The 25,295-nt window shown below is 67.2% G+C and carries 21 protein-coding genes and 1 tRNA gene; 11 read left to right on the top strand and 11 right to left on the bottom strand.

Annotated features, from left to right (window positions below; all coding sequences use genetic code 11):
- The 5 genes from DIE11_RS11190 to DIE11_RS11170 all read right to left on the bottom strand — a co-directional run.
- Positions 1–444 (bottom strand): DUF1993 family protein (locus tag DIE11_RS11190; RefSeq protein ID WP_148093051.1); only part of this gene is annotated, 444 nt, incomplete at its 3' end.
- A 182-nt stretch (positions 445–626) separates the two neighbouring features.
- On the bottom strand, positions 627–1,256 hold the full coding sequence (locus DIE11_RS11185) for a riboflavin synthase (RefSeq protein WP_059680800.1): 630 nt from the start codon (positions 1,254–1,256) through the stop codon (positions 627–629).
- Positions 1,257–1,270: 14 nt separating this feature from the next.
- Entirely contained in the window at positions 1,271–2,392 is a 1,122-nt protein-coding gene (gene ribD / locus DIE11_RS11180) for a bifunctional diaminohydroxyphosphoribosylaminopyrimidine deaminase/5-amino-6-(5-phosphoribosylamino)uracil reductase RibD (RefSeq protein ID WP_124623558.1), read from the bottom strand.
- A gap of 15 nt (positions 2,393–2,407) precedes the next feature.
- Positions 2,408–3,691: a glutamate-1-semialdehyde 2,1-aminomutase gene (gene hemL, locus DIE11_RS11175; protein ID WP_059605360.1), complete on the bottom strand. Its 1,284-nt coding sequence runs from the start codon at positions 3,689–3,691 to the stop codon at positions 2,408–2,410.
- Between the two features lie 176 nt (positions 3,692–3,867).
- Complete coding sequence (locus tag DIE11_RS11170) at positions 3,868–4,332, bottom strand: hypothetical protein (RefSeq protein WP_124623555.1); 465 nt, start codon at positions 4,330–4,332, stop codon at positions 3,868–3,870.
- Between the two features lie 248 nt (positions 4,333–4,580).
- Between DIE11_RS11170 and DIE11_RS11160 the strand changes: the two genes are divergently transcribed.
- The gene (locus DIE11_RS11160; RefSeq protein WP_059605354.1) at positions 4,581–5,798 is read left to right on the top strand and encodes a Bcr/CflA family multidrug efflux MFS transporter; all 1,218 of its coding nucleotides are present in this window, start codon (positions 4,581–4,583) and stop codon (positions 5,796–5,798) included.
- A 106-nt stretch (positions 5,799–5,904) separates the two neighbouring features.
- Here the strand turns inward: DIE11_RS11160 and DIE11_RS11155 are convergent, their stop codons facing one another.
- The 3 genes from DIE11_RS11155 to zwf form a co-directional block, all read right to left on the bottom strand.
- On the bottom strand, positions 5,905–7,833 hold the full coding sequence (locus DIE11_RS11155; RefSeq protein WP_124623552.1) for a bifunctional transcriptional regulator/glucokinase: 1,929 nt from the start codon (positions 7,831–7,833) through the stop codon (positions 5,905–5,907).
- A complete protein-coding gene (pgl, locus tag DIE11_RS11150) occupies positions 7,811–8,491 on the bottom strand; it encodes a 6-phosphogluconolactonase (protein ID WP_059605346.1) in 681 nt (226 codons plus the stop codon). The genes DIE11_RS11155 and pgl overlap by 23 nt, the downstream gene beginning before the upstream one ends.
- A gap of 80 nt (positions 8,492–8,571) precedes the next feature.
- The gene (zwf, locus tag DIE11_RS11145; RefSeq protein WP_124623549.1) at positions 8,572–10,041 is read right to left on the bottom strand and encodes a glucose-6-phosphate dehydrogenase; all 1,470 of its coding nucleotides are present in this window, start codon (positions 10,039–10,041) and stop codon (positions 8,572–8,574) included.
- Between the two features lie 431 nt (positions 10,042–10,472).
- On the opposite strand from zwf, the gene DIE11_RS11140 reads away from it, so the two are divergent.
- The 4 genes from DIE11_RS11140 to DIE11_RS11125 all read left to right on the top strand — a co-directional run bounded on the left by DIE11_RS11140 (position 10,473) and on the right by DIE11_RS11125 (position 14,876).
- Entirely contained in the window at positions 10,473–11,720 is a 1,248-nt protein-coding gene (locus DIE11_RS11140; RefSeq protein WP_124623547.1) for an ABC transporter substrate-binding protein, read from the top strand.
- 139 nt (positions 11,721–11,859) lie between these two features.
- Positions 11,860–12,798 carry a carbohydrate ABC transporter permease gene (locus tag DIE11_RS11135; protein WP_059509685.1) on the top strand — a complete coding sequence of 313 codons (939 nt, stop codon included), beginning with the start codon at positions 11,860–11,862 and terminating at the stop codon, positions 12,796–12,798.
- On the top strand, positions 12,788–13,645 hold the full coding sequence (locus tag DIE11_RS11130) for a carbohydrate ABC transporter permease (RefSeq protein WP_124623544.1): 858 nt from the start codon (positions 12,788–12,790) through the stop codon (positions 13,643–13,645). Before DIE11_RS11135 ends, DIE11_RS11130 begins: the two co-directional genes overlap by 11 nt.
- A gap of 112 nt (positions 13,646–13,757) precedes the next feature.
- On the top strand, positions 13,758–14,876 hold the full coding sequence (locus tag DIE11_RS11125) for an ABC transporter ATP-binding protein (RefSeq protein WP_124623541.1): 1,119 nt from the start codon (positions 13,758–13,760) through the stop codon (positions 14,874–14,876).
- Between the two features lie 104 nt (positions 14,877–14,980).
- On the opposite strand, the gene DIE11_RS11120 is transcribed toward DIE11_RS11125, so the two are convergent.
- From DIE11_RS11120 to trxB, 3 genes are all read right to left on the bottom strand, one after another.
- A complete protein-coding gene (locus DIE11_RS11120; protein ID WP_059605334.1) occupies positions 14,981–15,604 on the bottom strand; it encodes a trimeric intracellular cation channel family protein in 624 nt (207 codons plus the stop codon).
- A complete protein-coding gene (locus DIE11_RS11115; RefSeq protein ID WP_124623538.1) occupies positions 15,591–16,370 on the bottom strand; it encodes a Smr/MutS family protein in 780 nt (259 codons plus the stop codon). The genes DIE11_RS11120 and DIE11_RS11115 overlap by 14 nt, the downstream gene beginning before the upstream one ends.
- A 135-nt stretch (positions 16,371–16,505) precedes the next feature.
- Complete coding sequence (gene trxB, locus DIE11_RS11110; RefSeq protein WP_059605329.1) at positions 16,506–17,468, bottom strand: thioredoxin-disulfide reductase; 963 nt, start codon at positions 17,466–17,468, stop codon at positions 16,506–16,508.
- Between the two features lie 384 nt (positions 17,469–17,852).
- On the opposite strand from trxB, the gene DIE11_RS11105 reads away from it, so the two are divergent.
- The 6 genes from DIE11_RS11105 (at position 17,853) to DIE11_RS11080 (ending at position 25,244) form a co-directional block, all read left to right on the top strand.
- Complete coding sequence (locus DIE11_RS11105) at positions 17,853–20,162, top strand: DNA translocase FtsK (RefSeq protein ID WP_124623535.1); 2,310 nt, start codon at positions 17,853–17,855, stop codon at positions 20,160–20,162.
- Positions 20,163–20,208: 46 nt separating this feature from the next.
- Positions 20,209–20,898 (top strand): outer membrane lipoprotein chaperone LolA, encoded by a 690-nt coding sequence (gene lolA / locus DIE11_RS11100; RefSeq protein WP_124623532.1) that lies wholly within the window; start codon positions 20,209–20,211, stop codon positions 20,896–20,898.
- 200 nt (positions 20,899–21,098) lie between these two features.
- Positions 21,099–22,409, top strand: coding sequence for a replication-associated recombination protein A (locus tag DIE11_RS11095; protein WP_124623530.1), 1,311 nt, complete (start codon positions 21,099–21,101; stop codon positions 22,407–22,409).
- Between the two features lie 225 nt (positions 22,410–22,634).
- Positions 22,635–23,936: a serine--tRNA ligase gene (gene serS / locus DIE11_RS11090; RefSeq protein WP_124623528.1), complete on the top strand. Its 1,302-nt coding sequence runs from the start codon at positions 22,635–22,637 to the stop codon at positions 23,934–23,936.
- Between the two features lie 128 nt (positions 23,937–24,064).
- Positions 24,065–24,155, top strand: a tRNA-Ser gene (locus DIE11_RS11085).
- 141 nt (positions 24,156–24,296) lie between these two features.
- Positions 24,297–25,244 (top strand): phosphatase PAP2 family protein, encoded by a 948-nt coding sequence (locus DIE11_RS11080; protein WP_260437102.1) that lies wholly within the window; start codon positions 24,297–24,299, stop codon positions 25,242–25,244.
- Positions 25,245–25,295: the final 51 nt, after the last annotated feature.

Raw genomic sequence — 25,295 nt, 5'->3', positions numbered from 1 at the left:
TGCCGTCGTCACGTGGAAGAAGAAGTTGGGCAGCACGAAGTTCAGCAGATACGATTGGCCGGTGAACTCGATCGGGCCGACGCGCATCTTGAGCACGACCTGGCGCGCTTCGCTGCCATCGATCTGTGCGGCGTCGAAGCCTTTCAGATAGTCGATCGTCTTCTGGATGCGCGCGTGCAGTTCGTCGAACGTCTGCTCGACGTCGGGATAGCTCGGGATGTCGACGCCGGCGAGCCGCGCGGCGCAGCCCTTGGCCGTGTCGGTCGCGATATACACCTGGCGGACGAGCGGCAGCATGTCCGGATAGAGGCGTGCGCCGATGAACACCGACGGGTCGATCTGCTTCTCGGCCGCATGCGCCTGCGCCTTGCCGAGGATGTGCTGCAGGTTGGTGAGGCCGCGGATCAGGACGGGCAGCGAAGCCTGGTACATCGAGATGGACATGGGACGACTCCTGGAGGAAAAGGGGGCAGCCGGTACGCGGCGCACCGTGCGTCGCGGCGCCGAAACCGCTGCCGTTGCATCTTAGCGCGACGGGATGACCCGTGCGCGTCGTTGGCCATCAGGTCAGGTGCCGGGCCGCACCGCCGGCTGCCATTTACCATCCAGGGGGCGGAACAGTCTGGTCAGTCCTGATGCACGCCCTGCGATGCCGACATCATCCGCTCCACATACCGCGCGATCATGTCGATTTCGAGATTGACCTTGTCGCCGGCCTTCACGTGACGCAGTGTCGTGACCTCGACCGTATGCGGGATCAGGTTGATCGAGAACTCGCAGCCGTCGGCGCGATCGTCGACCGTGTTGACGGTCAGGCTCACGCCGTTGACCGTGATCGAGCCCTTGTACGCGAGATAGCGGCCGAGCTCGCGCGGCGCGACGATCCGCAACTCGTGCGATTCGCCGACCGGCGCGAAGCGCGTCACGGTGCCGAGGCCGTCGACGTGGCCCGACACGATGTGCCCGCCGAGGCGGTCGTGCGCGCGCAGCGCCTTCTCGAGGTTCACTTCGCCCGGCTGCGCGAGACCGACCGTGCGGTTCAGGCTTTCGCGCGACACGTCGACGTCGAAACCGGTGTCGGTCTTTTCGATCACCGTCATGCACGCGCCCTGGATCGCGATGCTGTCGCCGAGCGCGACATCGGCCAGGTCGAGCCCGCCGGCCTGCACGGTCAGCCGCACGCCCGCCTCGGGCGACGCGCCGAGCGGGTTGATCGCCTCGATGCGGCCGACGGCCGCGACAATTCCGGTAAACATCCTGACGGCTCCGTTCAAAGAGTGGCGGGGGGCGGCGCGACACGCGCCAGGATTCGCAGATCGTCGCCGATCCGCTCGACGCTGTGGAACGCGAGCCGCACGCGGGCGTCGAGGCTCGCCGGCGCGGCGAGGTCGAACATGCCGGCCGCGTCGCTGCCGAGCAGGCTCGGCGCGAGATAGACCAGCAGCTCGTCGACGCACTGCTCGCGCAGCAGCGAGCCGTTCAGCTTGTGGCCGGCCTCGACGTGCAACTCGTTGACGCCGCGCGCGCCGAGCGCCGCCAGCATCGCGGGCAGGTCGACCTTGCCGTACGCATTCGCGAGCGGCACGATTTCCGCGCCGCGCGACTTCAGCACGTTCGCGCGCACTTCGCCGGCAGCATCGAGCCGGCCGCAGAAGATCAGCAGCGGCGCGCCTTCGAGCAGGCGCGCATCGAGCGGCAGGTCGAGGCGGCTGTCGACCAGCACGCGCTGCGGCTGGCGCGGCGTGTCGATGCCGCGAACGGTCAGGAGCGGGTTGTCCTCGCGCACGGTGCCGATCCCGGTGAGGATCGCGCACGCGCGCGCGCGCCAGGCGTGGCCGTCGAGGCGCGCGGCCTCGCCGGTGATCCACTGGCTTTCGCCGGACGGCAGCGCCGTGCGTGCATCGAGCGACGCGGCCGTCTTCATCCGTACCCATGGGCGACCGCGCGTCATCCGCGACACGAAGCCGATGTTCAGTTCACCCGCTTCGTTCGCGAGCAGCCCGCAGCGCACGTCGATGCCCGCGTCGCGCAGCATTCCGAGGCCGCGCCCCGACACCTGCGGATTCGGGTCTTCCATCGCGGCGACGACCTTCGCGACGCGCGCGTCGATCAGCGCGTTCGCGCACGGCGGCGTGCGGCCGAAGTGGCTGCACGGCTCGAGCGTCACGTACACGGTGGAGCCGGCGACGTCATGGCCGCGCGCACGCGCGTCCTTCAGCGCCTGCACTTCCGCGTGGTCCTGGCCGGCCGGCTGCGTGAAGCCTTCGCCGATCACGTCGCCGTCCTTGACGATCACGCAGCCGACGCGCGGGTTCGGCGCGGTCGTATACATGCCGCGCGCCGCGAGCGTCAGCGCGCGCTGCATGTGGGCGAAATCGGTATCCGAGAACATGCGTGCGGACCCGGGTCAGGCGGCAAGGGCTGCGAATGCGCGGCGTGCGGCCGCGAGCGTCGCGTCGATCACCGCGTCGTCGTGCGTGCTCGACACGAAGCCGGCCTCGTACGCGGACGGCGCGAAATACACGCCCTCGTCGAGCATCAGGTGGAAGAAGCGGTTGAAGCGCTCGGTGTCGCTCTTCGTGACTTCCGCGAAGCTGGTCGGCACACGCTCCGCGAAGTAGAGGCCGAACATCGCGCCGATCGAGTCGGCGGCGAACGGCACGCCGGCCGCGCGCGCTTCGGCCGCGAGGCCGTCGGCGAGACGCTTGGTCTGCGCGGTGAGCGCGTCGTAGAAGCCGGGCGCCTGGATCAGTTGCAGCGTCTTCAGGCCCGCGGCGACCGCGATCGGGTTGCCCGACAGCGTGCCGGCCTGATAGACGCCGCCGAGCGGCGCGAGGTGGGCCATGATGTCGCGGCGGCCGCCGAACGCGGCGGCCGGCATCCCGCCGCCAATCACCTTGCCGAGGCAGGTGAGGTCGGCCGTGATCCCGTAGTACGCCTGCGCGCCGCCGAGCGCGACGCGGAAGCCGCACATCACTTCGTCGAAGATCAGCACGGCGCCGTGCTTCGTGCACAGCGCGCGCAGCGCGTTCAGGAATTCGGGCGTGCCGCGCACGAGGTTCATGTTGCCGGCGACGGGCTCGACGATCACCGCGGCGATCTCGTCGCCGAACGCGCCGAACGCTTCTTCGAGCGCGGCGACATTGTTGTATTCCAGGACGGTCGTGTGTTTCGCGATGTCGGCGGGCACGCCGGCCGACGTCGGGTTGCCGAACGTCAGCAGGCCGGAGCCGGCCTTGACCAGCAGGCTGTCTGCGTGGCCGTGATAGCAGCCCTCGAACTTGACGATGCGGCTGCGGCCCGTGAAGCCGCGCGCGAGACGCAGCGCGCTCATCGTGGCCTCGGTGCCGCTCGATACCATCCGCACCTGCTCGATCGACGGGACGAGCTTGCAGATTTCCTCGGCGATTTCGATCTCGGCTTCGGTCGGCGCGCCGAACGAGAAGCCGTCGGCGAGCACGTTCTGCACGGCCGACAGCACTTCCGGATGGACGTGGCCGACGATCATCGGGCCCCATGAGCCGATGTAGTCGATGTACTGCTTGCCGTCGGCATCCCAGAAGTACGGGCCCTGCGCGCGCGAGACGAAACGCGGCGTGCCGCCGACCGAACGGAAGGCGCGCACCGGCGAGTTGACGCCGCCCGGAATGGTCTTCTGGGCGCGTTCGAAGAGGATCTGATTGTTGGACATGGACGAAACCTGCGAGAGAAGGGCGCGGGGGCCTGTGCACGGGCCGCGGCGCCTGGGCGGAACGATCGTCTGATTGTACCGGAGACGCGCATGACGGGCCCGCCGGGCGGTCTGCGGCCTTTCGGCGCGTGAGGGATGGCGCGGGCCGGGCGGGACGAGGGTGTGATTCGGCCCCGTTATCGATCCGGCAACGGTGGCGGCTTGCGCTTGCCGGTCAGCTCGGCCCAGCGCTTCTCGAGCGGGCCTTCGACCATCGGCTTGATCACCGTGCCGGAGCTCTGCGCGTCCCAGGTCTGCACCGAGTATGGATGGACGCGCAGCGCGTCGCGCGCGATCACGACGTCCTGGTGCGCGTCGACCAGCCAGTCGTAGACGAAATCGATGCACAGCCGGTAGCCGCGCTTCGTCGCCGTGTCGGGCACCTCGTAGGGCGCGCGCGTCACGTAGCCCGAGCCGAACACGCCCTTCGGCGCCTTCGCGACGCGGTGCAGGAACACACGATCGCCCGGCAGGATGCCGCGCGCGAAGCCGCAACCCCACACGTCATGCACGGCCTCGCCGGCTTTCACGCGCGCGGCGACGTCAGGCAGTTCGGGCCACGGCCATTTCTTTGGGCTCCAGATCAACAGGAAGGCGGTCATCGGTTCGATCGTGTGTCGTATTGGTCAGACAAGAGGGGCGAGGAGTTGCAAGCTTAATCGAATCCCGGCGCTCGATCCCGCGCGGTGGGCGTCGCGCCGGTGTTTTCCCGCCAGCCGCCCACTCGGCCGCCAGCACGTAAAAAAGTTGCGCGTACAATCATGGGCCTGGGCGCGCCGTTCGCGGCGCGGCCTCCCGTCTTCACCGCCACGCGCGCCCCGATGCGCGCGGGCCTCCATTCCGGATACCCATGTCTCACGTCATCCGACGCCGGCCCGATGCCCGGCTGATCCTGTTGCTCGGCGCGCTCGCGGCCTGCGGGCCGATCGCCACTGACATGTACCTGCCGAGCCTGCCGTCGATCGCCGACGGCTTTTCCGTGAGTCCCGGCGCCGCGCAGCGCACGCTGACGAGCTTCATGGCCGGCTTCTCGATCGGCATGCTGCTGTACGGTCCGATGTCCGACACGTGGGGCCGCCGGCCCGTGCTGCTCGGTGGCATCGCGCTGTTCACGCTCGCGAGCGTCGGCTGCTTCGTGTCGAACTCGATCGACATGCTGATCCTCGTGCGGTTCCTGCAGGCGCTCGGCGCCGGCGCGGCGTCGGTGCTGTCGCGTGCGATCGCGCGCGATGCGCACGAGCCGACCGATGCGGCGAAGGTGCTGTCGATGGTTGCGATCGTCACTGCGGTCGGGCCGCTGCTCGCGCCGCTGATCGGTGGGCAGATCCTGCGCTTCTCGGGCTGGCGCGGCGTGTTCGTCGTGCTCGCCGTGTTCGGCGCGGTGTGCGCGGCGACCGCGTACCTGCGCGTGCCGGAAACCTGGCCGAAGGAGCGGCGCAAGAGCGCGGCCGTGCTCGCGTCGTTCGCATCGTATGGGCGCATCCTGTCCGATCCGGTCGCGTGGGGGCACATGCTGTGCGGCGGGATGGCGTTCGCGTCGATGTTCTCGTACATCACCGCGACGCCGTTCGTGTACATCGAGTATTTCCACGTGTCGCCGCAGCACTACGGGCTGCTGTTCGGCCTGAACGTCGTCGGGATCATGATCGGCAACTTCGCGAACACGCGGCTCGTCGGCCGCATCGGATCGCTGCGCATCATCTCGGCCGCGTCGCTCGTGAGCTGCATCGCGTCGCTGGCGGTCGCGCTCGTCGCGCTGACCGGGTGGGGCGGTTTGTGGTCGATCGTCGTGTGCCTGTTCTTCGTGGTTGGCGTGGTCGGGATCCTGTCCGCGAACTGCACGACCGACCTGATGCATCGCTATCCGCACAACGCGGGCGCGTCGGCGGCCGTGTTCGGCGCGATGCAGCTCGCGCTCGGCGCGATCGCGAGCGTTGCGATCGGCGCACTCGCGGACGGCACGCCGTTCGCGATGGGCGTGACGATCGGCGTCACCGGCGTGCTGTGTTTCGTCGGCCGCTCCCTCGTGCTGCGCTGGCATGGCCGGCCGGTGAAAGCGGGCGCCTGAGCCGGCGCGGCAGCCGCCGCCCCGGCATGAAAAAACGCCACCGCGCGATGCGTCGGTGGCGTTTTTTTCGGGCGGGCGGAAAGCGGTCGCCGTGCCGTGTCGGGCGTCAGTCCCGCGCGACGTCCTTCGCCGCCGGCGAGGCGCCGTGGCTCAGCCAGTCGAGCACGTCGGCCGTCTCGTCGTCGCTCGCCCGTGCGCGCGCCTGCGCGACGGCCTCCGGCAGTTCGCCGTTGGTGGACGCGCGACGAATCGCGACGCCGACCGCGAGGACGTCGATCATCAACAGATGCAGGACCCGCGAGATCATCGACAACTGCGATTCGCGCATCTCGATGTGGTCGGTCTCGAGCGCGACGGTCGCGCGCTTCGCGAGCGGCGTGTTGCTCGACGTGATCGCGATCACCTTCGCGCCGGCCTGCATCGCGACCTCGAGCACGCGCAGCAATTCCGGCGCGCGTCCCGATTTCGACACCGCGACGATCACGTCGCCCTTGCCGAGCAGCGCGGCCGATGCAGCCTGCATGTACAGGTCGCCGTACGCGATCGTCGGAATCCCGAAGCGGAAGAACTTGTAATGCGCGTCCTGCGCGACGATGTTCGAGTTGCCGAGCCCGTAGAACTCGATGCGGCGCGCGCCGTTCAGGATCTCGATCGCGTTCTCGACGTGCTCGAAGTTCAGGTGTTCGCGCAACTGCAGGATCGCGGACACCGTGTTGTCGAGCACCTTCGCGCCGAAGTCGGTGGCCGTGTCGCCGAGATGCACCTGGCTGTGGCTCATCGGAATCGTGCCGGTGAGGCCGGTCGCGAGCTTCAGCTTGAAATCCGACAGCCCCTGGCAGCCGAGCGAGCGGCAGAAGCGGATCACCGTCGGCTGGCTCACGTCCGCCTTGCGTGCGATGTCGACGATCGGGTCGTTGATGATCGAGCGCGGATGGTTCAGCGCGAGATCGGCGACGCGGCGCTCGGCCGGCGTCAGCGCGTCGCGCATCTGGCGGATCCGCTCGAACACGGCCGACGATGCGCCGCCCGACCGGTTCGACAACTGCTCCGCGAGGATCGCCGACACGCCGAGGAAGGCCGGATATTCGGCGGTGATCAGGTAGGTCGGGATGTTCTGGAGATACTGCGTGAAGCGGCCCTTCGCCTCGAAGCGCGCGCGGAACGACGAGCGCGTGAACAGATCGCCGAGCTTCAGCGCGACGCCGCCGCCAATGTACACGCCGCCGAGCGCGCCGAGCGTCAGCGCGAGGCTGCCCGCGAACGAGCCGAGGATGCCGCAGAAGCATTCGACCGCCTCGAGGGCGAGATCGTCGCCCGCATGCGCGCGCTCGACGATGTCCGCCGTGTCGACGGTCGCGGCCACGCGCTTCTTGTCGCGCGCGGCGAGCGCGCGGTAGATGACCTCGATGCCCGGTCCCGCGCACACGCGTTCGAAGGACACGTGCGGAAACTTCTTGCGCGCGTACTGCAGCACGAGATCCTCGCGCTCGTCCTGCGGCGCGAACGATGCGTGACCGCCTTCGCTGCCGAGCGCGATCCAGCGGTCGTCCGCGGGAATCAGGCCGGAGACCCCGAGCCCGGTGCCGGGCCCGAGCAGCCCGATCACGCTGTTCTGGCGGCGCGTGCCGCCACCGATCTGCACGCGCTGCGCATCGGTCAGGCCCGGCAGCGCCATCGCGAGCGCGGTGAAGTCGTTCACGACGAGCAGCGTGTCGAAGCCGAGCGCGCGGCGCGTGGCCTCGATCGAGAAGCTCCAGTCGTGATTGGTCATCGTGATCTGGTCGCCGTCGACCGGGTTCGCGATCGCGATCGCCGCGTGGTTCACGCGGCTGATCTTCACGTCCTTCAGATACTTGCGGATCGCGTCGGTGAGCGTCGGATAGTCGGCGCCGGGGTAGACGCGGATCTGCGTGATCTCGCCGGGGCCGGTTTCCAGCGCGAAACGCGCGTTGGTGCCGCCGACGTCCGCGAGCAGGCGCGGGCCGTCGGCATGCTGGGCCGCGACGACAGCCTTACTTTGCGCACCAGTAGACATCGAGCTTGGTCCCCTTGTCGTTGGCCAGTTGGGAAATCGCGTTCTTCTGCAGCGATGCGGCTGCTGCGTCGAGCACCGCGCGTTTGCGTTCGCCCGCGATCAGCAGGAACAGCCGGTCGACGCGCTTGAGCGCATCGAGCGAGAAGCTCACACGCGCATGCGGCGCGGCGCCGGGATGCACGGCGACGAAGCGCTCGGGCGTCGTGATCGCGCGATCCCATTCGGGCGCATCGGCGAAGATCGACGCGGTGTGGCCGTCCTCGCCCATGCCGAGCACGGCGACGGTCGGCACGCGGTAGTCGGCGTTCGCGTTGAGTGCGGCGACGTGCGCGTCGAGCGCCGCGCGCGTGTCGACGAGCGGCAGGAAGCGGGCAGGGGCCGCCGCGTGTTGCAGCAGCGTGTCGCGCACGAGCTGCGCGTTGCTGGCCGCGTCGTCTTCCGGCACCCAGCGGTCGTCGACCAGCGTGACGTCGACGCCGGCCCAGTCGAGCGCCGCGTGCGACAGCGTTTGCAGGAACGGGCGCGGGCTCGTGCCGCCGGACACCGCGAGCGTCGGGCGCGCGGGGCCGCCGAGCGCGGCGCGCAGCGCATCGCCGACGGCGCGCGCGAGCGCTTCGCTTTGCGCTTCCTGGGTGTCGAAAGCGTGAATCTCGATCACATCTCCTCCGGACTGCTTTGTCTGTTCAATTCGTGCGAATCATGGGGCACGTTGCCGTGTGCACACGGCAACGGTTTGCATCAGTTTTCTTCTTCGAGCCAGCAGGTGCCGTGCTGCGCAAGCATCGCGCTCGCCGCGGCCGGCCCCCACGTGCCTGCCGCATACGGCTTCGGCGGCTTCAGCGAGCGGGCCCATTCGTTCAGGATCGGCTCGACCCAGCGCCACGCGGCTTCCTGTTCGTCGCGACGCACGAACAGGGCGAGGCGGCCGTTGATCACGTCGAGCAAGAGGCGCTGATACGCCTCCATCTGCCCTTCCTTGAAGAAACGGTCGAACGCGAGGTCGAGGTGCACGCTCGCGAGGTTCATCCCTTCGCCGGGCTGCTTCGCGAGGCAGTACAGGCGAATCGTCTCGTTCGGCTGCAGCCGGATCACGAGGCGGTTCGATCCGGCGCGCAGCGCGGTCGGCCCGAGGGCCGAGTGCGGCACCGGCCGGAAGTTGACGACGATCTCCGCGACGCGATCGGCGAGACGCTTGCCGGTGCGCAGGAAGAACGGCACGCCGGCCCAGCGCCAGTTTTCGATCTCGACCTTCAGCGCGACGAAGGTTTCGGTCGGGCTGTCCGGCTTCACGCCAGGCTCGGTCGCGTAGGCCGGCACCTGCGCACCCTTGATCACGCCCGCATGATACTGGCCGCGCACCGCGACCTTGCCGATGTCGCGCGAATCGATGGGTTTCAGCGCGCGCAGCACGCGCAGCTTTTCGTCGCGCACCGAGTCGGAGTCCATCGAGTGCGGGGGCTCCATGGCGACGATCGACAGCAGCTGCAGCAGGTGGTTCTGCACCATGTCGCGCAGCGCGCCCGTATTGTCGTAGAAATCGCCGCGCGCCTCGACGCCGAGCTCCTCGGCGATCGTGATCTGGATGCTCTCGACCCATTCGCGGCGCCACAGCGGCTCGAACAGCGCATTGCCGAAGCGCAGCGCGAGCAGGTTCTGCACCGGCTCCTTCCCGAGGTAGTGGTCGATCCGGTAGATCTGGTCTTCCGCGAAGATCTCGCCGACCGCGTCGTTGATCGCGTTCGACGAGCGCAAGTCGTAGCCGAGCGGTTTCTCGAGCACGATGCGCGCGCCTTCGTTCAGGCCGACCGACGCGAGCGCCTTGCAGATCGGCACGAACAGCGACGGCCCCGTCGCGAGATAGAACACGCGGATGCCGGGAAGCTGCGCGACCGCGTCGCGCAGCACGACGTAGTCCTCCGCGCGACCGAGGTCGAGCTTTACGTATTCGATGCGTTCGAGGAAGGATTTCCACGCGGTTTCGTCGAAGGCCTTGCCGGCGGCTTTCGCCGCGTGCGGCTTCACGTGCGTGTCGACCCACTCGAGATAGCCGGCCCGATCCGATTCGTGCCGCGCGACGGCAACGATCCGGCCGCTTTCCGCGAGCATGTTGCCGCGGTGCGCTTCGAACAGCGCGGGCAGGATCTTGCGCATCGACAGGTCGCCGGTGCCGCCGAAAAGTACGAAGGTAAAGCTGGAATCGGTATGCATGTGTCTCCGCCGGGTGGGGTGCTGGAAAGCGATCCGTAGTGCGATAAAAATATTTTTGACACTGAATTGTAGTTTAACTACAATCCGCCGCAAGGGGTAGCACCTGGGTGAAGAAAAAAAGAAGTGCGGTCGATGAACTGCGCGAGCTTCGCCTTCGGGAACGCCTTGTGCCGAATGTTATCGGACATTGACGGTGCGCATCGTCCGCGCGCCGTCGCCCCCCGGGCTCGCGCCGCGGCATCGCGGCGGGCCAGAAACACAAAGAGGAGACACGCCGTTGAATCTCGATTCACGCTTTCTGTAAGAGCCCGGCCGGTCATCGGCCCCGTACGCTGCATGCGTCCCGCGGCTCGATTTCCCCGTCGTTTATCAAGAAGCCGGTTCCCCGTCGGGGAACCTCACGAGTTGATTCAGTCTGGAGGAGATAAGTAATGAAAGTTCGCTCGATCATGGGCGCGCTCTGCGCCGCGGGTCTGATGGCTGGCGCCGTGGCGGCGCAGGCGGCCGAGAATGTAACCGTGCTGCACTGGTGGACCTCGGGCGGCGAGTCGAAGGCCGTCGGCGTGCTGAAGGACGACGTGCAGAAGCAGGGCTACGTGTGGAAGGACTTCGCGGTCGCGGGCGGCGCCGGCGCCGCGGCGATGACCGCGCTGAAGACGAAGGTGATCAGCGGTGACGCACCGTCGGCCGCGCAGATCAAGGGCCCGCTGATCCAGGACTGGGCCGACCAGGGCGTGCTCGTCAACATCGATTCCGCCGCTGGCGACTGGAAGCAGAACCTGCCGCCGGAAATCGACAAGATCATCAAGTACAAGGGCCACACCGTCGCGGCGCCGTTCTCGGTGCATCGCGTGAACTGGCTCTATATCAACAAGGCCGCGCTCGACAAGGTCGGCGCGAAGGTGCCGACCACCTGGCCGGAATTCTTCGCGGTCGCCGACAAGCTGAAGGCCGCGGGCATCCAGCCGGTCGCGATGGGCGGCCAGCCGTGGCAGGACCTGACGCTGTGGGAAGACGTCGTGCTGTCGCAAGGTCCGGCGTTCTACAAGAAGGCGCTGGTGGATCTCGACCAGGCGACGCTGACGTCGCCGCAGATGCTGTCGGTGTTCGACACGGTGCGCAAGATCCAGGGCTACTTCGATACCGGCCGTAACGGCCGCGACTGGAACCTCGCGACCGCGATGGTCATCAACGGCAAGGCCGGCATGCAGTTCATGGGCGACTGGGCGAAGGGCGAGTTCGAGAACGCGGGCAAGAAGGCGGGCAAGGACTACATCTGCGCGGCGGTACCGGGTACGGCGAATTCGTACACGTTCAACGTCGACTCGTTCGTGTTCTTCCAGCAGAAGGGCCAGAAGGAAGCGACGCCGGGCCAGCTCGCACTCGCGAAGACGATCATGACGCCGGCCTTCCAGGAGCAGTTCAGCCTGCTGAAGGGTTCGGTGCCGGTGCGTCTCGGCGTGAAGATGGACAAGTTCGACGACTGCGCGAAGAAGTCGTACGCCGACGAGCAGACCGCGATCAAGTCGGGCGGCTTCGTGCCGTCGCTCGCGCACGGGATGGCGCAGGGCGACGCAACGGCCGGCGCGATCACCGACGTCGTGACGAAGTTCATGAACTCGCAGCAGGATTCGAAGAGCGCGGTCGCCGCGCTCGCGAAAGCCGCGAAGGTGAAGTAAAACGCGATAGGCGCCCGGCCGGAAGCACTTCGTCGGCCGGGCGTTTTTGCAAGTGCAGCAAACGGGCTCGCCCGCGAAGCCCGTGCCGTACCCGGCGCCGGCCCGGCCTGCGTCACCCTCGTTCCAGGAGTCGAATCAAGTGGCTGCCCCTCTTAGCGGAAACGGATCCGGCGCTGCCGCCGCACGGCGCACGTCGCCGATGTCGGCCTTCGCCGATCGCTGGATCCCGAAGCTCGTGCTCGCGCCGAGCCTCGCGATCGCCGTGGTGTTCATCTACGGCTTCATTCTGATTACCGGCTATCTGTCGCTGACCAATTCGCGGCTGTTGCCGAACTACGAATTCGACGGCTTCGGCCGTTACACGGACCTGTTCCAGAACGACGTGTGGTGGACCTCCGCCGCGAACCTCGGCTGGTTCGGGATTCCGTTCATCGCGATCTGCGTCGCGCTCGGGCTGTTCCTCGCGATCCTGCTCGACCAGCGGATCCGCAACGAAGGCGCGCTGCGCGCGATCTTCCTGTATCCGATGGCGCTGTCGTTCATCGTCACGGGTACCGCATGGCAGTGGATCCTGAACCCGGGCCTCGGCCTGGAGAAAGTGATGCACGACTGGGGCTGGACGAGCTTCTCGTTCGGCTGGCTCGACGATCCGGACAAGGCGATCTTCTGTATCGTGATCGCCGCCGTGTGGCAGTCGACCGGCTTCGTGATGGCGCTGTTCCTCGCCGGGTTGCGCGGCGTCGACGCCGAGATCTTCAAGGCCGCGCAGGTCGACGGCGCGACGCTGCCGACCATCTACCGCAAGATCGTGATCCCGAGCATGCGCCCGGTGTTCTTCTCGGTGCTGCTGATTCTCTGCCACATCACGATCAAGACCTTCGACCTGGTGGTCGCGTTGACGGCGGGCGGCCCCGGCACGTCGTCGTCGCTGCCGGCCATGTTCATGTACACGTTTTCGTTCAACCGCGGCCAGCTCGGGCTCGGCGCGGCGTCGTCGGTGATGATGCTCGCGACCGTGGTCGCCGTGCTGGTGCCGCTGATGTATATGGAATCGAGGAGCACCCGCAATGCAGCCTAAGATGACGATCAGCCGGGCAGTGATCTATGCGGCGCTGATCCTGTTCGCGCTGTATTTCCTGTTCCCGATCTACGTGATGCTGTCGACGTCCTTCAAGGATCTCGACCAGCTGCGCACCGGCAACCTGCTGACGCCGCCGACGCACTGGACCATCGATCCGTGGGTGAAGGCGTGGAGCGGCGCGTGTACCGGCGTGCGCTGCGACGGCATGAAGCCGTTCTTCCTGAACTCGCTGCAGATGGTGATCCCGGCCGTGCTGATCTCGTCGCTGATCGGCGCGTTCAACGGCTACGTGCTCACGCACTGGCGCTTTCGCGGCGCGGATGCGCTGTTCACGATGATGCTGGTCGGCTGCTTCATTCCGTTCCAGGTGATCCTGCTGCCGATGGCGCGCCTGCAGGGGATGCTCGGCCTCGCCAACACGATTCCGGGCCTCGTGTTCGTGCACGTCGTGTACGGGATCGCGTTCACGACGATGTTCTTCCGCAACTTCTACGTGAGCGTGCCGGCCGAACTCGTGAAGGCCGCGCGCATCGACGGCGCGGGCTTCTTCACGATCTTCACGAAGATCCTGATGCCCGTGTCGCTGCCGATCTTCATGGTGTGCCTGATCTGGCAATTCACGCAGATCTGGAACGACTTCCTGTTCGGGATCGTGTTCTCCGGCGTCGATTCGATGCCGATCACGGTCGCGCTGAACAACCTCGTCAACACGTCGACGGGCGTGAAGGAATACAACGTCGACATGGCCGGCGCGATCATCGCCGCGCTGCCGACGCTGCTCGTCTACGTGGTCGCCGGCCGCTACTTCGTGCGCGGGCTGACGGCGGGCGCGGTGAAGGGGTAAGCGCGGTTTCATCCGAAACGACGAACCGGCCGCGCACGACGCGCGGCGCATCGAAACGAACCCGACGCGGCGCCGCAGTGCGCCGCGCGAGACGAGACAGAGGATTCACAGCATGGCAAGCCTTTCCATCCGTGACGTGTACAAGACCTACCCGAACGGGGTGCCGGTCCTGAAGGGTGTCGACATCGAGATCGAGGACGGACAGTTCCTGATCCTGGTCGGCGGGTCGGGCTGCGGGAAGTCGACGCTGCTCAACATGATTGCCGGGCTCGAAACCGTGACGAGCGGCGAGATCTGCATCGACGGCAAGGTCGTCAACGACCTGTCGCCGAAGGATCGCGACATCGCGATGGTGTTCCAGTCGTACGCGCTGTATCCGTCGATGACGGTGCGCGAGAACATCTCGTTCGGCCTGAACATCCGCAAGGTGCCGAAGAGCGAGCAGCAGCAGATCGTCGAGCGCGTGTCGGCGATGCTGCAGATCCAGCATCTGCTTGACCGCAAGCCGGGCCAGCTGTCGGGCGGCCAGCGCCAGCGCGTCGCGATGGGCCGTGCGCTCGCACGCGATCCGTCGCTGTTCCTGTTCGACGAACCGCTGTCGAACCTCGACGCGAAGCTGCGCATCGAGATGCGCGCGGAAATCAAGCTGCTGCACCAGCGCCTCGGCACGACGATCGTCTACGTGACGCACGACCAGATCGAGGCAATGACGCTCGGCGACCGGATCGCGGTGATGAAGGACGGCGTGGTCCAGCAGTTCGGCGCGCCGCAGGAGATCTACGATTCGCCGTCGAACCTGTTCGTCGCGGGCTTCATCGGCGCGCCGCCGATGAACTTCATCAACGGCAAGCTGGTCGAGCAGGGCAGCGGGATCGCGCTCGAGATCGACACGGGCCTCGCGCGCAGCGCGCTGAACCTGCCGTTCGACGCGAAGCGAATGAACGGTCATGTCGGCCGCGAGGTGATCCTCGGCCTGCGCCCGGAGCGCATCACCGACGTGCGCAACGCGCACCACGGCGAGACGTCGCAGCTGCAGCCGATCGACGTGCGCGTCGACGTGACGGAGCCGACCGGGCCGGACACGCACGTGTTCGCGCAGGTCAACGGTAAGCGGATCGTGAGCCGCGTGCATCCGGCCGCGAATCCGCAGCCGGGGCAGACGCAGTCGCTGCTGTTCGACGTGTCGAAGGCGGTGCTGTTCGATCCGGTGTCGGAAGAGCGGATCGCGTGAGGACGCGAATGCGCTGAACGAACGTGAAGGGGCCGTCTTGAACGGCCCCTTTTGTTCTGGCGTCCCGGCCAGGCACGGCATTGCGGCGCGGCGGCACGGCGGCGTCAGTGCGGCAACCGCACGTCGAACTTGAACGTCGCGAGCCGTGCGACGAGGATGAAGCCGGTCGCGAGCAGCACGCTGTACACCGAATCGAACTGCAGCCACACGAGCAGCAGATAGAACCAGCAACCGACGAACGCGCAGGTCGCGTACGGCCGCGAATCGCGCAGGATCAGCGGGATGTCGTTGCACAGCACGTCGCGGACGATCCCGCCGACCACGCCCGTAATCACGCCCATCATCACCGCGATGAAGCGCGGCATCTCGGCGTCGAGCGCGATCGACGTGCCCGAGATGCTGAAGATGCCGAGTCCGATCGCGTCGGCGACCAGCAGCAGCCGCTCGGCCGACAGCCGTGACAGCATGCGCAGCACGAACGGCGCGAACAGCGCGAGCACGAAGATCGCGATCACGTAGTCGTCGTGCACGACCCAGTAGAACGGCCGGCGCTCGAGCAGGATGTCGCGCAGCGTGCCGCCGCCGAACGCAGTGGCGAGCGCCACCACGAACGTGCCGACCGAGTCGAGGCGGTTCTTGCGCGCCTCGATGAAGCCCGAGATCGCGAAGGCCAGCGTGGCGATTGCCTCCAGTATCGCGATCGCGAGCGTCAGCCTAGGATGCGGCACGCGGCCCCCGGTCGCCCGGCGCCGCGAACGGCTGCAGCAGCACCAGCACCGCGCCCGCGCCCCCGTCGTGGCCGCGCGCCTCGCAGAATGCGATCACTTCTTCCTTCTGGACGAGCCACGCGCGCACCTTGCCCTTCAGCACGGGTTCCTTGCCGATCGAGCCGAGCCCCTTGCCGTGGATCACGCGCAGGCAGCGCAGCCCTTTCTTGCCGGCTTCGCGGATGAATTCGGCGAGCGCATCGCGCGCTTCGTCGCGCCGCATGCCGTGCAGGTCGATCTGCGCCTGCACGATCCACGCGCCGCTCCTCAGCTTGCGCACGACGTCGCGGCTGATGCCGGGGCGGTGGTAGTACAGCGAGTCGTCGCTGTCGAGCAGCGTCTCGGGATCGAATTCGTCGGACAGCGTCGCGTTCAGCACGGCTTCCTCGTCGCGCTGCGTCTGCTTCGGCACCGGATCGGGCGGCGTGCGGCCGGCCGCCGCGCGCGGCGGTGCGTTCAGCGGCCGGACGGCGCCGATCTCGTTGCGGAACAGGTTCGCGTCGGCTTCCGCCTTGCGCTCGGCCTTGGCCGTTTCGATGCGCTCGCGGTCGCGGCGATCGGCTTCGCCTTGCAGCGACTTGCGCAGTGCGCCGAGGCCGGCGAGCCCCTGGCCGCGCAACGCGGCGGGATCGGGCGCGGGCGGCGGCGCGGCGGGCGCGGGGTTCGAGGGGCGGGCGGCGATCTGCCGCTTCGCGGGATCGCTCGGATGAGGCTGGTTCTTTGCCATGATTCGGTAACAGGGCAGGCGCGTTCGGGCGCGCGGGCACAAAAAAGCCGCTGCGCGGCGGCAGCGGCTTTCCGGTCGAGCCCGCTTCGCGGCAGCGGACGCCATTGTAGCGCCCGCCGCGGCAAGGCTCCCGGCTTACTTCTTGTCGTGCAGGCTTTCGAGGTAGCGCTGCGCGTCGAGCGCGGCCATGCAGCCCGTGCCCGCGCTGGTGATCGCCTGGCGGTACACGTTGTCCTGCACGTCGCCCGCGGCGAACACGCCCGGCACGCTCGTCGACGTCGCGTTGCCGTGCAGGCCGCTCTTCGTCAGGATGTAGCCGTCCTTCATCTCCAGCTGGCCCTGGAACAGGTCGGTGTTCGGCTTGTGGCCGATCGCGACGAACACGCCCTGCACGTGCAGGTCTTCCGTCGCGCCGGTCTTCACGTTCTTGATGCGCAGGCCCGTGACGCCCGACTCCTCGCCCGTTACCTCGTCGAGCACGTGATCCCACTTGATGTCGACGACGCCTTCCTTTTGCTTCTCCAGCAAGCGGTCGATCAGGATCGGCTCGGCGCGGAACTTGTCGCGGCGGTGGATCACCGTGACCTTCTTCGCGATGCCCGTCAGGTAGAGCGCTTCCTCGACGGCCGTGTTGCCGCCGCCGATCACCGCCACTTCCTGGTTGCGATAGAAGAAGCCGTCGCAGGTCGCGCAGGCCGACACGCCCTTGCCCATGAACGCTTCCTCGGAAGCCAGGCCGAGATACTGCGCGGACGCGCCGGTCGCGATGATCAGCGAGTCGCACGTGTATTCGCCCGAGTCGCCGATCAGCCGGATCGGCTTTTCGTGCAGTTTCGCGGTGTGGATGTGGTCGAATACGATTTCGGTGTTGAAGCGCTCGGCGTGCTCCTGGAAGCGTGCCATCAGTTCCGGGCCTTGCACGCCCTTCGCGTCCGCCGGCCAGTTTTCGACGTCGGTCGTGGTCATCAGCTGGCCGCCCTGCGCGATGCCGGTGATCAGCACCGGGGACAGGTTGGCGCGTGCCGCGTAGACGGCAGCCGTGTAGCCGGCGGGGCCGGAACCGAGAATCAGGACTTTGGCGTGTTTGGGCGTGGACATGTGCGAATCCGTAAAAGGCGGCCGCGGCGGGTGGGGTAGGCCCGCCGTACGATCCGGGTTGACCGGGATGCCGTCATAGATGGGTATCAGACGCGCATTATAAAGGCCTCGTTGCTGCGCTGCCGAACGAGAGTTTCAATCGTGGCGATAGCGTTTCGCGGCGCGCCTCCCGGGCCGGCGCGGCGGGCCGGGCGGGCGGCGGCGCGATGTCGCAGGCCCCGGCAAGGGCGCGTCCGTCCGGCTTGCGGTCGCTTGAGGCGACCGGTTTGGCACCCCGTCCCTGTTATGTAACCGTCATTTACACTTGGCGGCCCGATGCAGCGTTTACAATAAGCGCGATCGAACGACAGGCGGGCGCGCGGCCCGTCCTCTTTATACGGATTCATGGCAAAAGCTCCTTATTCCGCCCAGGCACAGGCGTTGCCGCACCGGATGTCGAAGCTCCTCACGGAGATCCGCTGGATTCTCCAGGTCGCGCTCTGCGCTTTTCTGGTGATGGCCCTGTTGAGCTACAGCCGGCGCGATCCGAGCTGGACGCACGCCGCGCAGGTGGACCACATCTCGAACTGGGCCGGCCGCGTCGGTGCGTGGACGGCCGACATCATCCTGCTGCTGTTCGGGCTGTCGGCCTACTGGCTGATCGTGCCGCTCGGGCGGCGCATCGCGGTCAACTACCGGCGCATCACGCGTCACGAGGCCGTCGCCGACGAACCCGAGCGGCCGATCGGCTGGCTCACCGAGATCTTCGCGTTCGTGCTCGTCGTGCTCGCGTGCGACGGCATCGAGGCGCTGAGGATGTGGTCGCTGAAGGTGCAACTGCCGCGCGCGCCGGGCGGCGTGATCGGCGAGGCCGTGGCGGGCGCGATGTCGCACGCGTTCGGCTTCACCGGCGGCACGCTGCTGCTCCTGATCCTGCTCGCGATCGGCCTGTCGCTGTATTTCCGCTTCTCGTGGCTGTCGGTCGCCGAGCGCGTCGGCGGCGCGATCCTGTCCGCCGTAAACGTCGCGAAGCTGCGCCGCGAGGCCGAACGCGACCGCAAGCTCGGCGAGGCCGCGGCCGTGCGCCGCGAGGGGAAGGTCGAAGAGGAGCGCGTGCGCATCGAGGATCACGAGCCCGTGACGATCGTGCCGCCGGTCGTCACGCCGGCGAAGTCCGAGCGCGTCGAGCGTGAGCGCCAGGTGCCGCTGTTCACCGACCTGCCGGGCGATTCGACGCTGCCGCCGGTGTCGCTGCTCGATCCGGCGCCGCAGACACAGGAAGCGATTTCCGCCGATACGCTCGAATTCACGTCGCGCCTGATCGAGAAGAAGCTGAAGGACTTCGGCGTCGAGGCGAGCGTCGTCGCCGCGTATCCGGGCCCGGTCGTCACGCGCTACGAGATCGAGCCGGCCACCGGCGTGAAGGGCAGCCAGATCGTCAATCTCGCGAAGGATCTTGCTCGCTCGCTGTCGCTCGTGTCGATCCGCGTGGTCGAGACGATCCCCGGCAAGAACTACATGGCGCTCGAGCTGCCGAACCAGCGCCGCCAGACGGTCCACCTGTCCGAGATCATCGGCTCGGAAGTCTATGCGGCCGCGTCGTCGGCGCTGACGCTGAGCCTCGGCAAGGACATCGGCGGCAAGCCGGTGTGCGCGGATCTCGCGAAGATGCCGCACCTGCTGGTGGCCGGCACGACCGGGTCCGGCAAGTCGGTCGGGATCAACGCGATGATCCTGTCGCTGCTCTACAAGGCCACCGCCGAGCAGGTGCGCCTGATCCTGATCGATCCGAAGATGCTCGAAATGAGTGTCTACGAGGGCATTCCGCACCTGCTGTGCCCGGTCGTCACCGACATGCGCCAGGCCGGCCATGCGCTGAACTGGACGGTCGCCGAGATGGAACGCCGCTACAAGCTGATGAGCAAGCTCGGTGTGCGCAACCTGGCGGGCTACAACAACAAGATCGACGAAGCGGCAAAGCGCGAGGAAAAGATCCCGAATCCGTTCAGCCTGACGCCGGACGATCCCGAACCGCTCGGCCGCCTGCCGAACATCGTCGTCGTGATCGACGAGCTGGCCGACCTGATGATGGTCGTCGGCAAGAAGGTCGAGGAGCTGATCGCGCGGATCGCGCAGAAAGCGCGCGCGGCCGGCATCCACCTGATCCTCGCGACGCAACGTCCGTCCGTCGACGTCATCACCGGCCTGATCAAGGCGAACGTGCCGACGCGGATCGCGTTCCAGGTGTCGTCGAAGATCGATTCGCGCACGATTCTCGACCAGATGGGCGCCGAATCGCTGCTCGGGATGGGCGACATGCTGTACCTGCCGCCGGGCAGCGGCCTGCCGGTGCGCGTGCACGGCGCGTTCGTCGCCGACGACGAAGTGCATCGCGTCGTCGAGAAGCTCAAGGAGCAGGGCGAGCCGAACTACGTCGAAGGGCTGCTCGAGGGCGGCACCGCCGACGGCGACGAGGGTTCGGCCGGCGCGGGAACCGGCGAAGGCGGCGGCGAGTCTGATCCGCTGTACGACCAGGCGGTCGAGATCGTCATCAAGAACCGCCGCGCGTCGATTTCGCTCGTGCAGCGCCATTTGCGGATCGGCTACAACCGCGCGGCGCGGCTGCTCGAACAGATGGAACAGTCGGGGCTCGTGTCGGCGATGTCGTCGAGCGGCAACCGCGAAATTCTTGTGCCGGCGCGCGACGCGGAATGAGTCCGCGGCGCACGCAGCGCCGGCCACCCAGGGAGAAAACCGCAACATGCAGCAACTTTCGTTCGTCCCTTCCCTTCGTTCGACGCGGCGCTGGCTCGGCGCGGCGCTCGCCGGCGCATCGCTGATGCTCGCGGCGACGCACGCGTTCGCGGGCGGCACCGAGCAACTGAAGGCTTTCGTGTCGCAGGTGCATTCGGCGAAAGGCGACTTCACGCAGCAGATCGTCAAGGCGCCGGCCAAGGGCGCGAGCGCCGCACAGGCCGCGCCGAAGCCGAATGACAACTCGAGCGGCACGTTCGTGTTCTCGCGTCCGGGCAAGTTCATCTGGACGTACCAGAAGCCGTACCAGCAGGTGCTGCAGGCCGACGGCGACAAGCTCTACGTGTACGACCACGACCTGAACCAGGTCACCGAGCGCAAGCTGAACGGCGCGCTGGGCGCGAGCCCGGCCGCGATCCTGTTCGGCAGCAACGATCTCGACAAGAACTACACGCTGCGCGACGCCGGCGAGAAGGGCGGCATCGAGTGGCTGGAGATGCTGCCGAAGGCGCAGGACACGCAGTTCCAGCGGATCGGCATTGGTTTTCGCAATGGCACGCTCGCCGCGATGGAGCTGCACGACGTGTTCGGCAACGTCACGCTGCTCACCTTCACGAACATCCAGACGAACCCGCCGCTGAAGAGCGATGCATTCAAGTTCGTCGTGCCGAAGGGCGCGGACGTGATCGCGGGCTGAACGGCACCGCGCCATTTTCCCGACACGGGCCTGCCGGCGACGGCAGGCCCGTTTTGTTTTCCGGCGCGGGCACCCGGCGCGTGCACCCCGTGCGGGCATCCGGCGCGGGCACCGGGCCCGGCGGTGCCGTCGTGCGGCTGTCATAATGTCGGGTCCGGCGGCCGGTTCGGCCGCCATCGTTTGATCTGGAGCGAGGGTTCATGTCCGACCTGTTTCAAGTCGAGCCGCGCCGGCCGCTCGCCGAGGCGCTGCGGCCGAAAACGCTCGCCGAGGTGATCGGCCAGACGCATCTGCTGGGCGAAGGCAAGCCGCTGCGCCTCGCGTTCGAATCCGGCAAGCCGCATTCGATGATCCTGTGGGGGCCGCCCGGCGTCGGCAAGACGACGCTCGCTCGCCTCACCGCGCTCGCGTTCGACTGCGAGTTCATCGCGCTGTCCGCGGTGCTCGGCGGCGTGAAGGACATCCGCGAGTCGATGGAGCAGGCGAGGGACACGCTGAACCGCACCGGCCGCCACACGATCCTGTTCGTCGACGAAATCCACCGCTTCAACAAGGGGCAGCAGGATGCGCTGCTGCCGTTCGTCGAGTCGGGGCTCGTGACCTTCATTGGCGCGACGACCGAGAACCCGAGTTTCGAAGTCAACTCGGCGCTGCTGTCGCGGGCGCAGGTGTACGTGCTGCAGTCGCTGAGCGACGACGAGATGCGTCAGCTGCTCAAGCGCGCGCAGGAAATCGCGCTCGACGGCCTCGCATTCGACGACAAGGCGATCGATACGCTCATTGGTTATGCAGACGGCGACGCGCGGCGTTTCCTGAACCTGCTCGAGCAGGCGCAGACGGCCGCATCGTCCGCCAGAGTCACGACCATCGATGCCGATTTCGTCAGCAGCGCGATGACGCTGAACGCGCGGCGCTTCGACAAGGGCGGCGACAACTTCTATGACCAGATCTCGGCGCTGCACAAGTCGGTGCGCGGTTCGAGCCCGGACGGCGCGCTGTACTGGTTCTGCCGGATGATCGACGGCGGCGCGGATCCGAAATATCTCGCGCGCCGGATCGTGCGGATGGCGTGGGAAGACATCGGCCTCGCCGACCCGCGCGCGCTGCAGGTGGCGAACGACGCGGCCGAGACCTACGAGCGGCTCGGCTCGCCGGAAGGCGAGCTGGCGCTCGGGCAGGCGGTGATCTATCTCGCGTGCGCGGCGAAGAGCAACGCGGGCTACAACGCGTTCAACCAGGCGATGGCGTTCGTGAAGCAGGACAAGTCGCGCGAGGTCCCCGTGCATCTGCGCAATGCGCCGACCAAGCTGATGAAGGAACTCGGCTACGGTCACGCGTATCGCTACGCGCACGACGAGCCGAATGCCTATGCGGCCGGCGAGTCGTACCTGCCGGAAGGGGTGCGCGAGCCGCGCTGGTACAAGCCGGTGCCGCGCGGGCTCGAATCGAAGATCGCCGACAAGCTCGCGTGGCTGCGCGAACTCGATCGCGAGGCCGGCAAGAAGGACTGACCGGCTGCGCGCGGCCCGGGGGCGCGTCAGCGCTTGCGGGGGCTGCCGCCGCAAGCCGCGCAGCGGCGCCGCGCAACGCGCATTGCCGGCTGCACACGCGCAGCCGGCGAAGCGACATGCCTGCGCCCGTCGCGCGTTTGCGGCACTGTCCATCCGGCCAGTGCCGTGGCGGCCCTGCGGTGCGTTAGAATTCCGGTCTTACACAACGATTTTCCAAGTCCTCCCATGCTCGACATCCAGTTGCTGCGCAAAGACCTCGACGGCGTCGCGAAGCGCCTCGCCGATCGCGGCTACACCCTCGACGTCGCCGCGTTCTCCGCGCTCGAAGCGGAACGCCGTGCGATCCAGACCCGTACCGAAGAGCTCCAGGCGCGCCGTAACAGCCTGTCGAAGCAGATCGGCGCGATGAAGGGGAAGGGCGAGGACACGTCGGCCGTCATGGCCGAAGTCGGCGGGATCGGCGACGAGATGAAAGCGTCGGAGGCCAAGCTCGGCGAGATTCAGGCGCGCCTGTCCGACCTGATGCTGGGCATGCCGAACATCGCGCACGAAAGCGTGCCGGTCGGCAAGGACGAGGCCGACAACGTCGAGGTGCGCCGCTGGGGCACGCCGCGCGAGTTCGACTTCGAGGTGAAGGATCACGTCGACGTCGGCACGCCGCTCGGCCTCGATTTCGAAACCGGCGCGAAGCTCGCCGGTGCGCGTTTCACGATGCTGCGCGGCTCGATCGCACGGCTGCACCGCGCGCTCGCACAGTTCATGATCGACACGCACACGCTGCAGCACGGCTACAGCGAGACGTACACGCCGTACATCGTGAACCCCGAAATCCTTTACGGCACGGGCCAGCTGCCGAAGTTCGCCGACGACATGTTCCGCGTCGAGAAGGGCGGCGCCGAAAACACGATCACGCAGTACCTGATCTCCACGTCCGAGATTTCGCTGACGAACACCGTGCGCGAATCGATCGTCGAAGGCGCCGCGCTGCCGATCAAGCTGACCGCGCATTCGCCGTGCTTCCGTTCGGAAGCCGGTTCGTACGGCCGCGACACGCGCGGCATGATCCGTCAGCACCAGTTCGACAAGGTCGAGATGGTGCAGGTGGTCGCGCCGGACACTTCGTACGCGGCACTCGACGAGATGGTCGGCCACGCGGAAGCGATCCTGCAGAAGCTTGGCCTGCCGTACCGCGTGATCACGCTCTGCACGGGCGACATGGGCTTCTCGGCCGCGAAGACGTTCGACCTCGAAGTGTGGCTGCCCGCGCAGAACACCTATCGCGAGATCTCGAGCTGCTCGAACACCGAGGCGTTCCAGGCGCGTCGCATGCAGGCACGTTTCCGCAACGCGCAGGGCAAGCCGGAACTCGTGCATACGCTGAACGGTTCAGGCCTCGCGGTCGGCCGCACGCTCGTCGCCGTGCTGGAGAACTACCAGAATGCCGACGGTTCGGTCACGGTGCCGGAGGCACTGCGTCCGTACATGGGCGGCATGGAGCGAATCGAAGCACCTGTGCAGGCGTCGTGAGATCGCTCCGCGATCGGTCTTCGAAGGCCCGAAAAAAATTTGCAAAAAGGGCTTGTGAGTTTCAAAGAGATCGTTCTATAATCTTTTCTTTCCCGGACACGACCAACCGGGAATGAAGCAGCAAGGAAGGAGAGGTGGCAGAGTGGTCGAATGTACCTGACTCGAAATCAGGCGTACGGTTTCCCCGTACCGTGGGTTCGAATCCCACCCTCTCCGCCAAAATACGAAGCCCCGTGATCCGAAAGGATCACGGGGTTTTTCGTTTGGGTCGCGCGTGAGTGAACGCTGCGTCGATGGCGGTGTACGATAGCGCGCAGGCGTACGGGCCGGGCCGGCCACACGAACCACACAAAAGCCACGATGAGAGCGAGCACGCGAATCTGGGGGATGCTGACCGGCGCGGTATTGCTGACGGTGCTTGCCGCCGGCCTGTGCGTCATGCACGCGGATTGGGTCGTGAATCCTGGCAGCATCGTCGAGTTCGCGCAGCACGTCGCGCTCGGGTTCGCCGCAAGCGCGTTCCTTGCCGTGCTGTCTCGTGTGCGCCGCTATCGCGACATCACGCGAACGCTGCGCTGTCGCGAATTCGCATTCGCGCTACTGAGCGTAGCGCTGCTCGCAACGCTCAGCGCGGCCGTCGCCGTGCTCGACTATCTTTGCGTGGCGATCGCCCCGCCGTCGATCGAAAACCATCTCGTTCGCTTCGATGCGATGCTCGGTTTCCATTGGCCGGACCTGTACCGATGGGTGACGGCGCACGCCGGCCTGCACCGTATGCTCGACCTCGCCTATCGCAGCGGCATGCCGCAACTGTTTGCGGTGCCGTTCATCCTCGCGGCGGTCCGCCGCGTCGACGATCTGGCCGAGTTCATCGCGCAGTTCATGTTCGCGGTGATCGTGGTCGTGCTCGTCTCCGTGCCGCTCCCCGCCGCCAGCGCATTCATCCATTTCGGCATCACCGACCCGGGCACCGCATCGACGGTGACGCACTACGACCTGTTGCGCAGCGGGCAGCTCCGTCAACTGAATCTGGCCGACGCGCAGGGGCTCGTGTCGTTGCCGTCGTTTCACGTGATGCTGGCGCTGCTGTTCGCGTATGCGGTGCGGCATGTTCGCTACGTGTTTCCGGCTGCGATCGTGCTGAATGCGGTGATGATCGCGTCGACGCCGACGCAGGGCGGTCACTATCTCGCCGACGTGATCGCCGGGATCGTGTGCGGCGCGCTGTCGATCGCCGCAGTGCGGCGCTGGATGGCCGGTCGACACGCGATCGAGGCGGCCGGACCGCACGCGGCAAGCCCGACCTGATCGCGCGACGCCAGAGTCGCAATGCTCCCTCGCTTGCAGGCGGCCCGGTTC

Origin of the sequence: Burkholderia sp. Bp9012 (assembly GCF_003853825.1) — a bacterium.
Taxonomy (GTDB): Bacteria; Pseudomonadota; Gammaproteobacteria; order Burkholderiales; family Burkholderiaceae; genus Burkholderia; species Burkholderia diffusa.
This window is presented reverse-complemented; position numbering and strand designations above follow the sequence as displayed.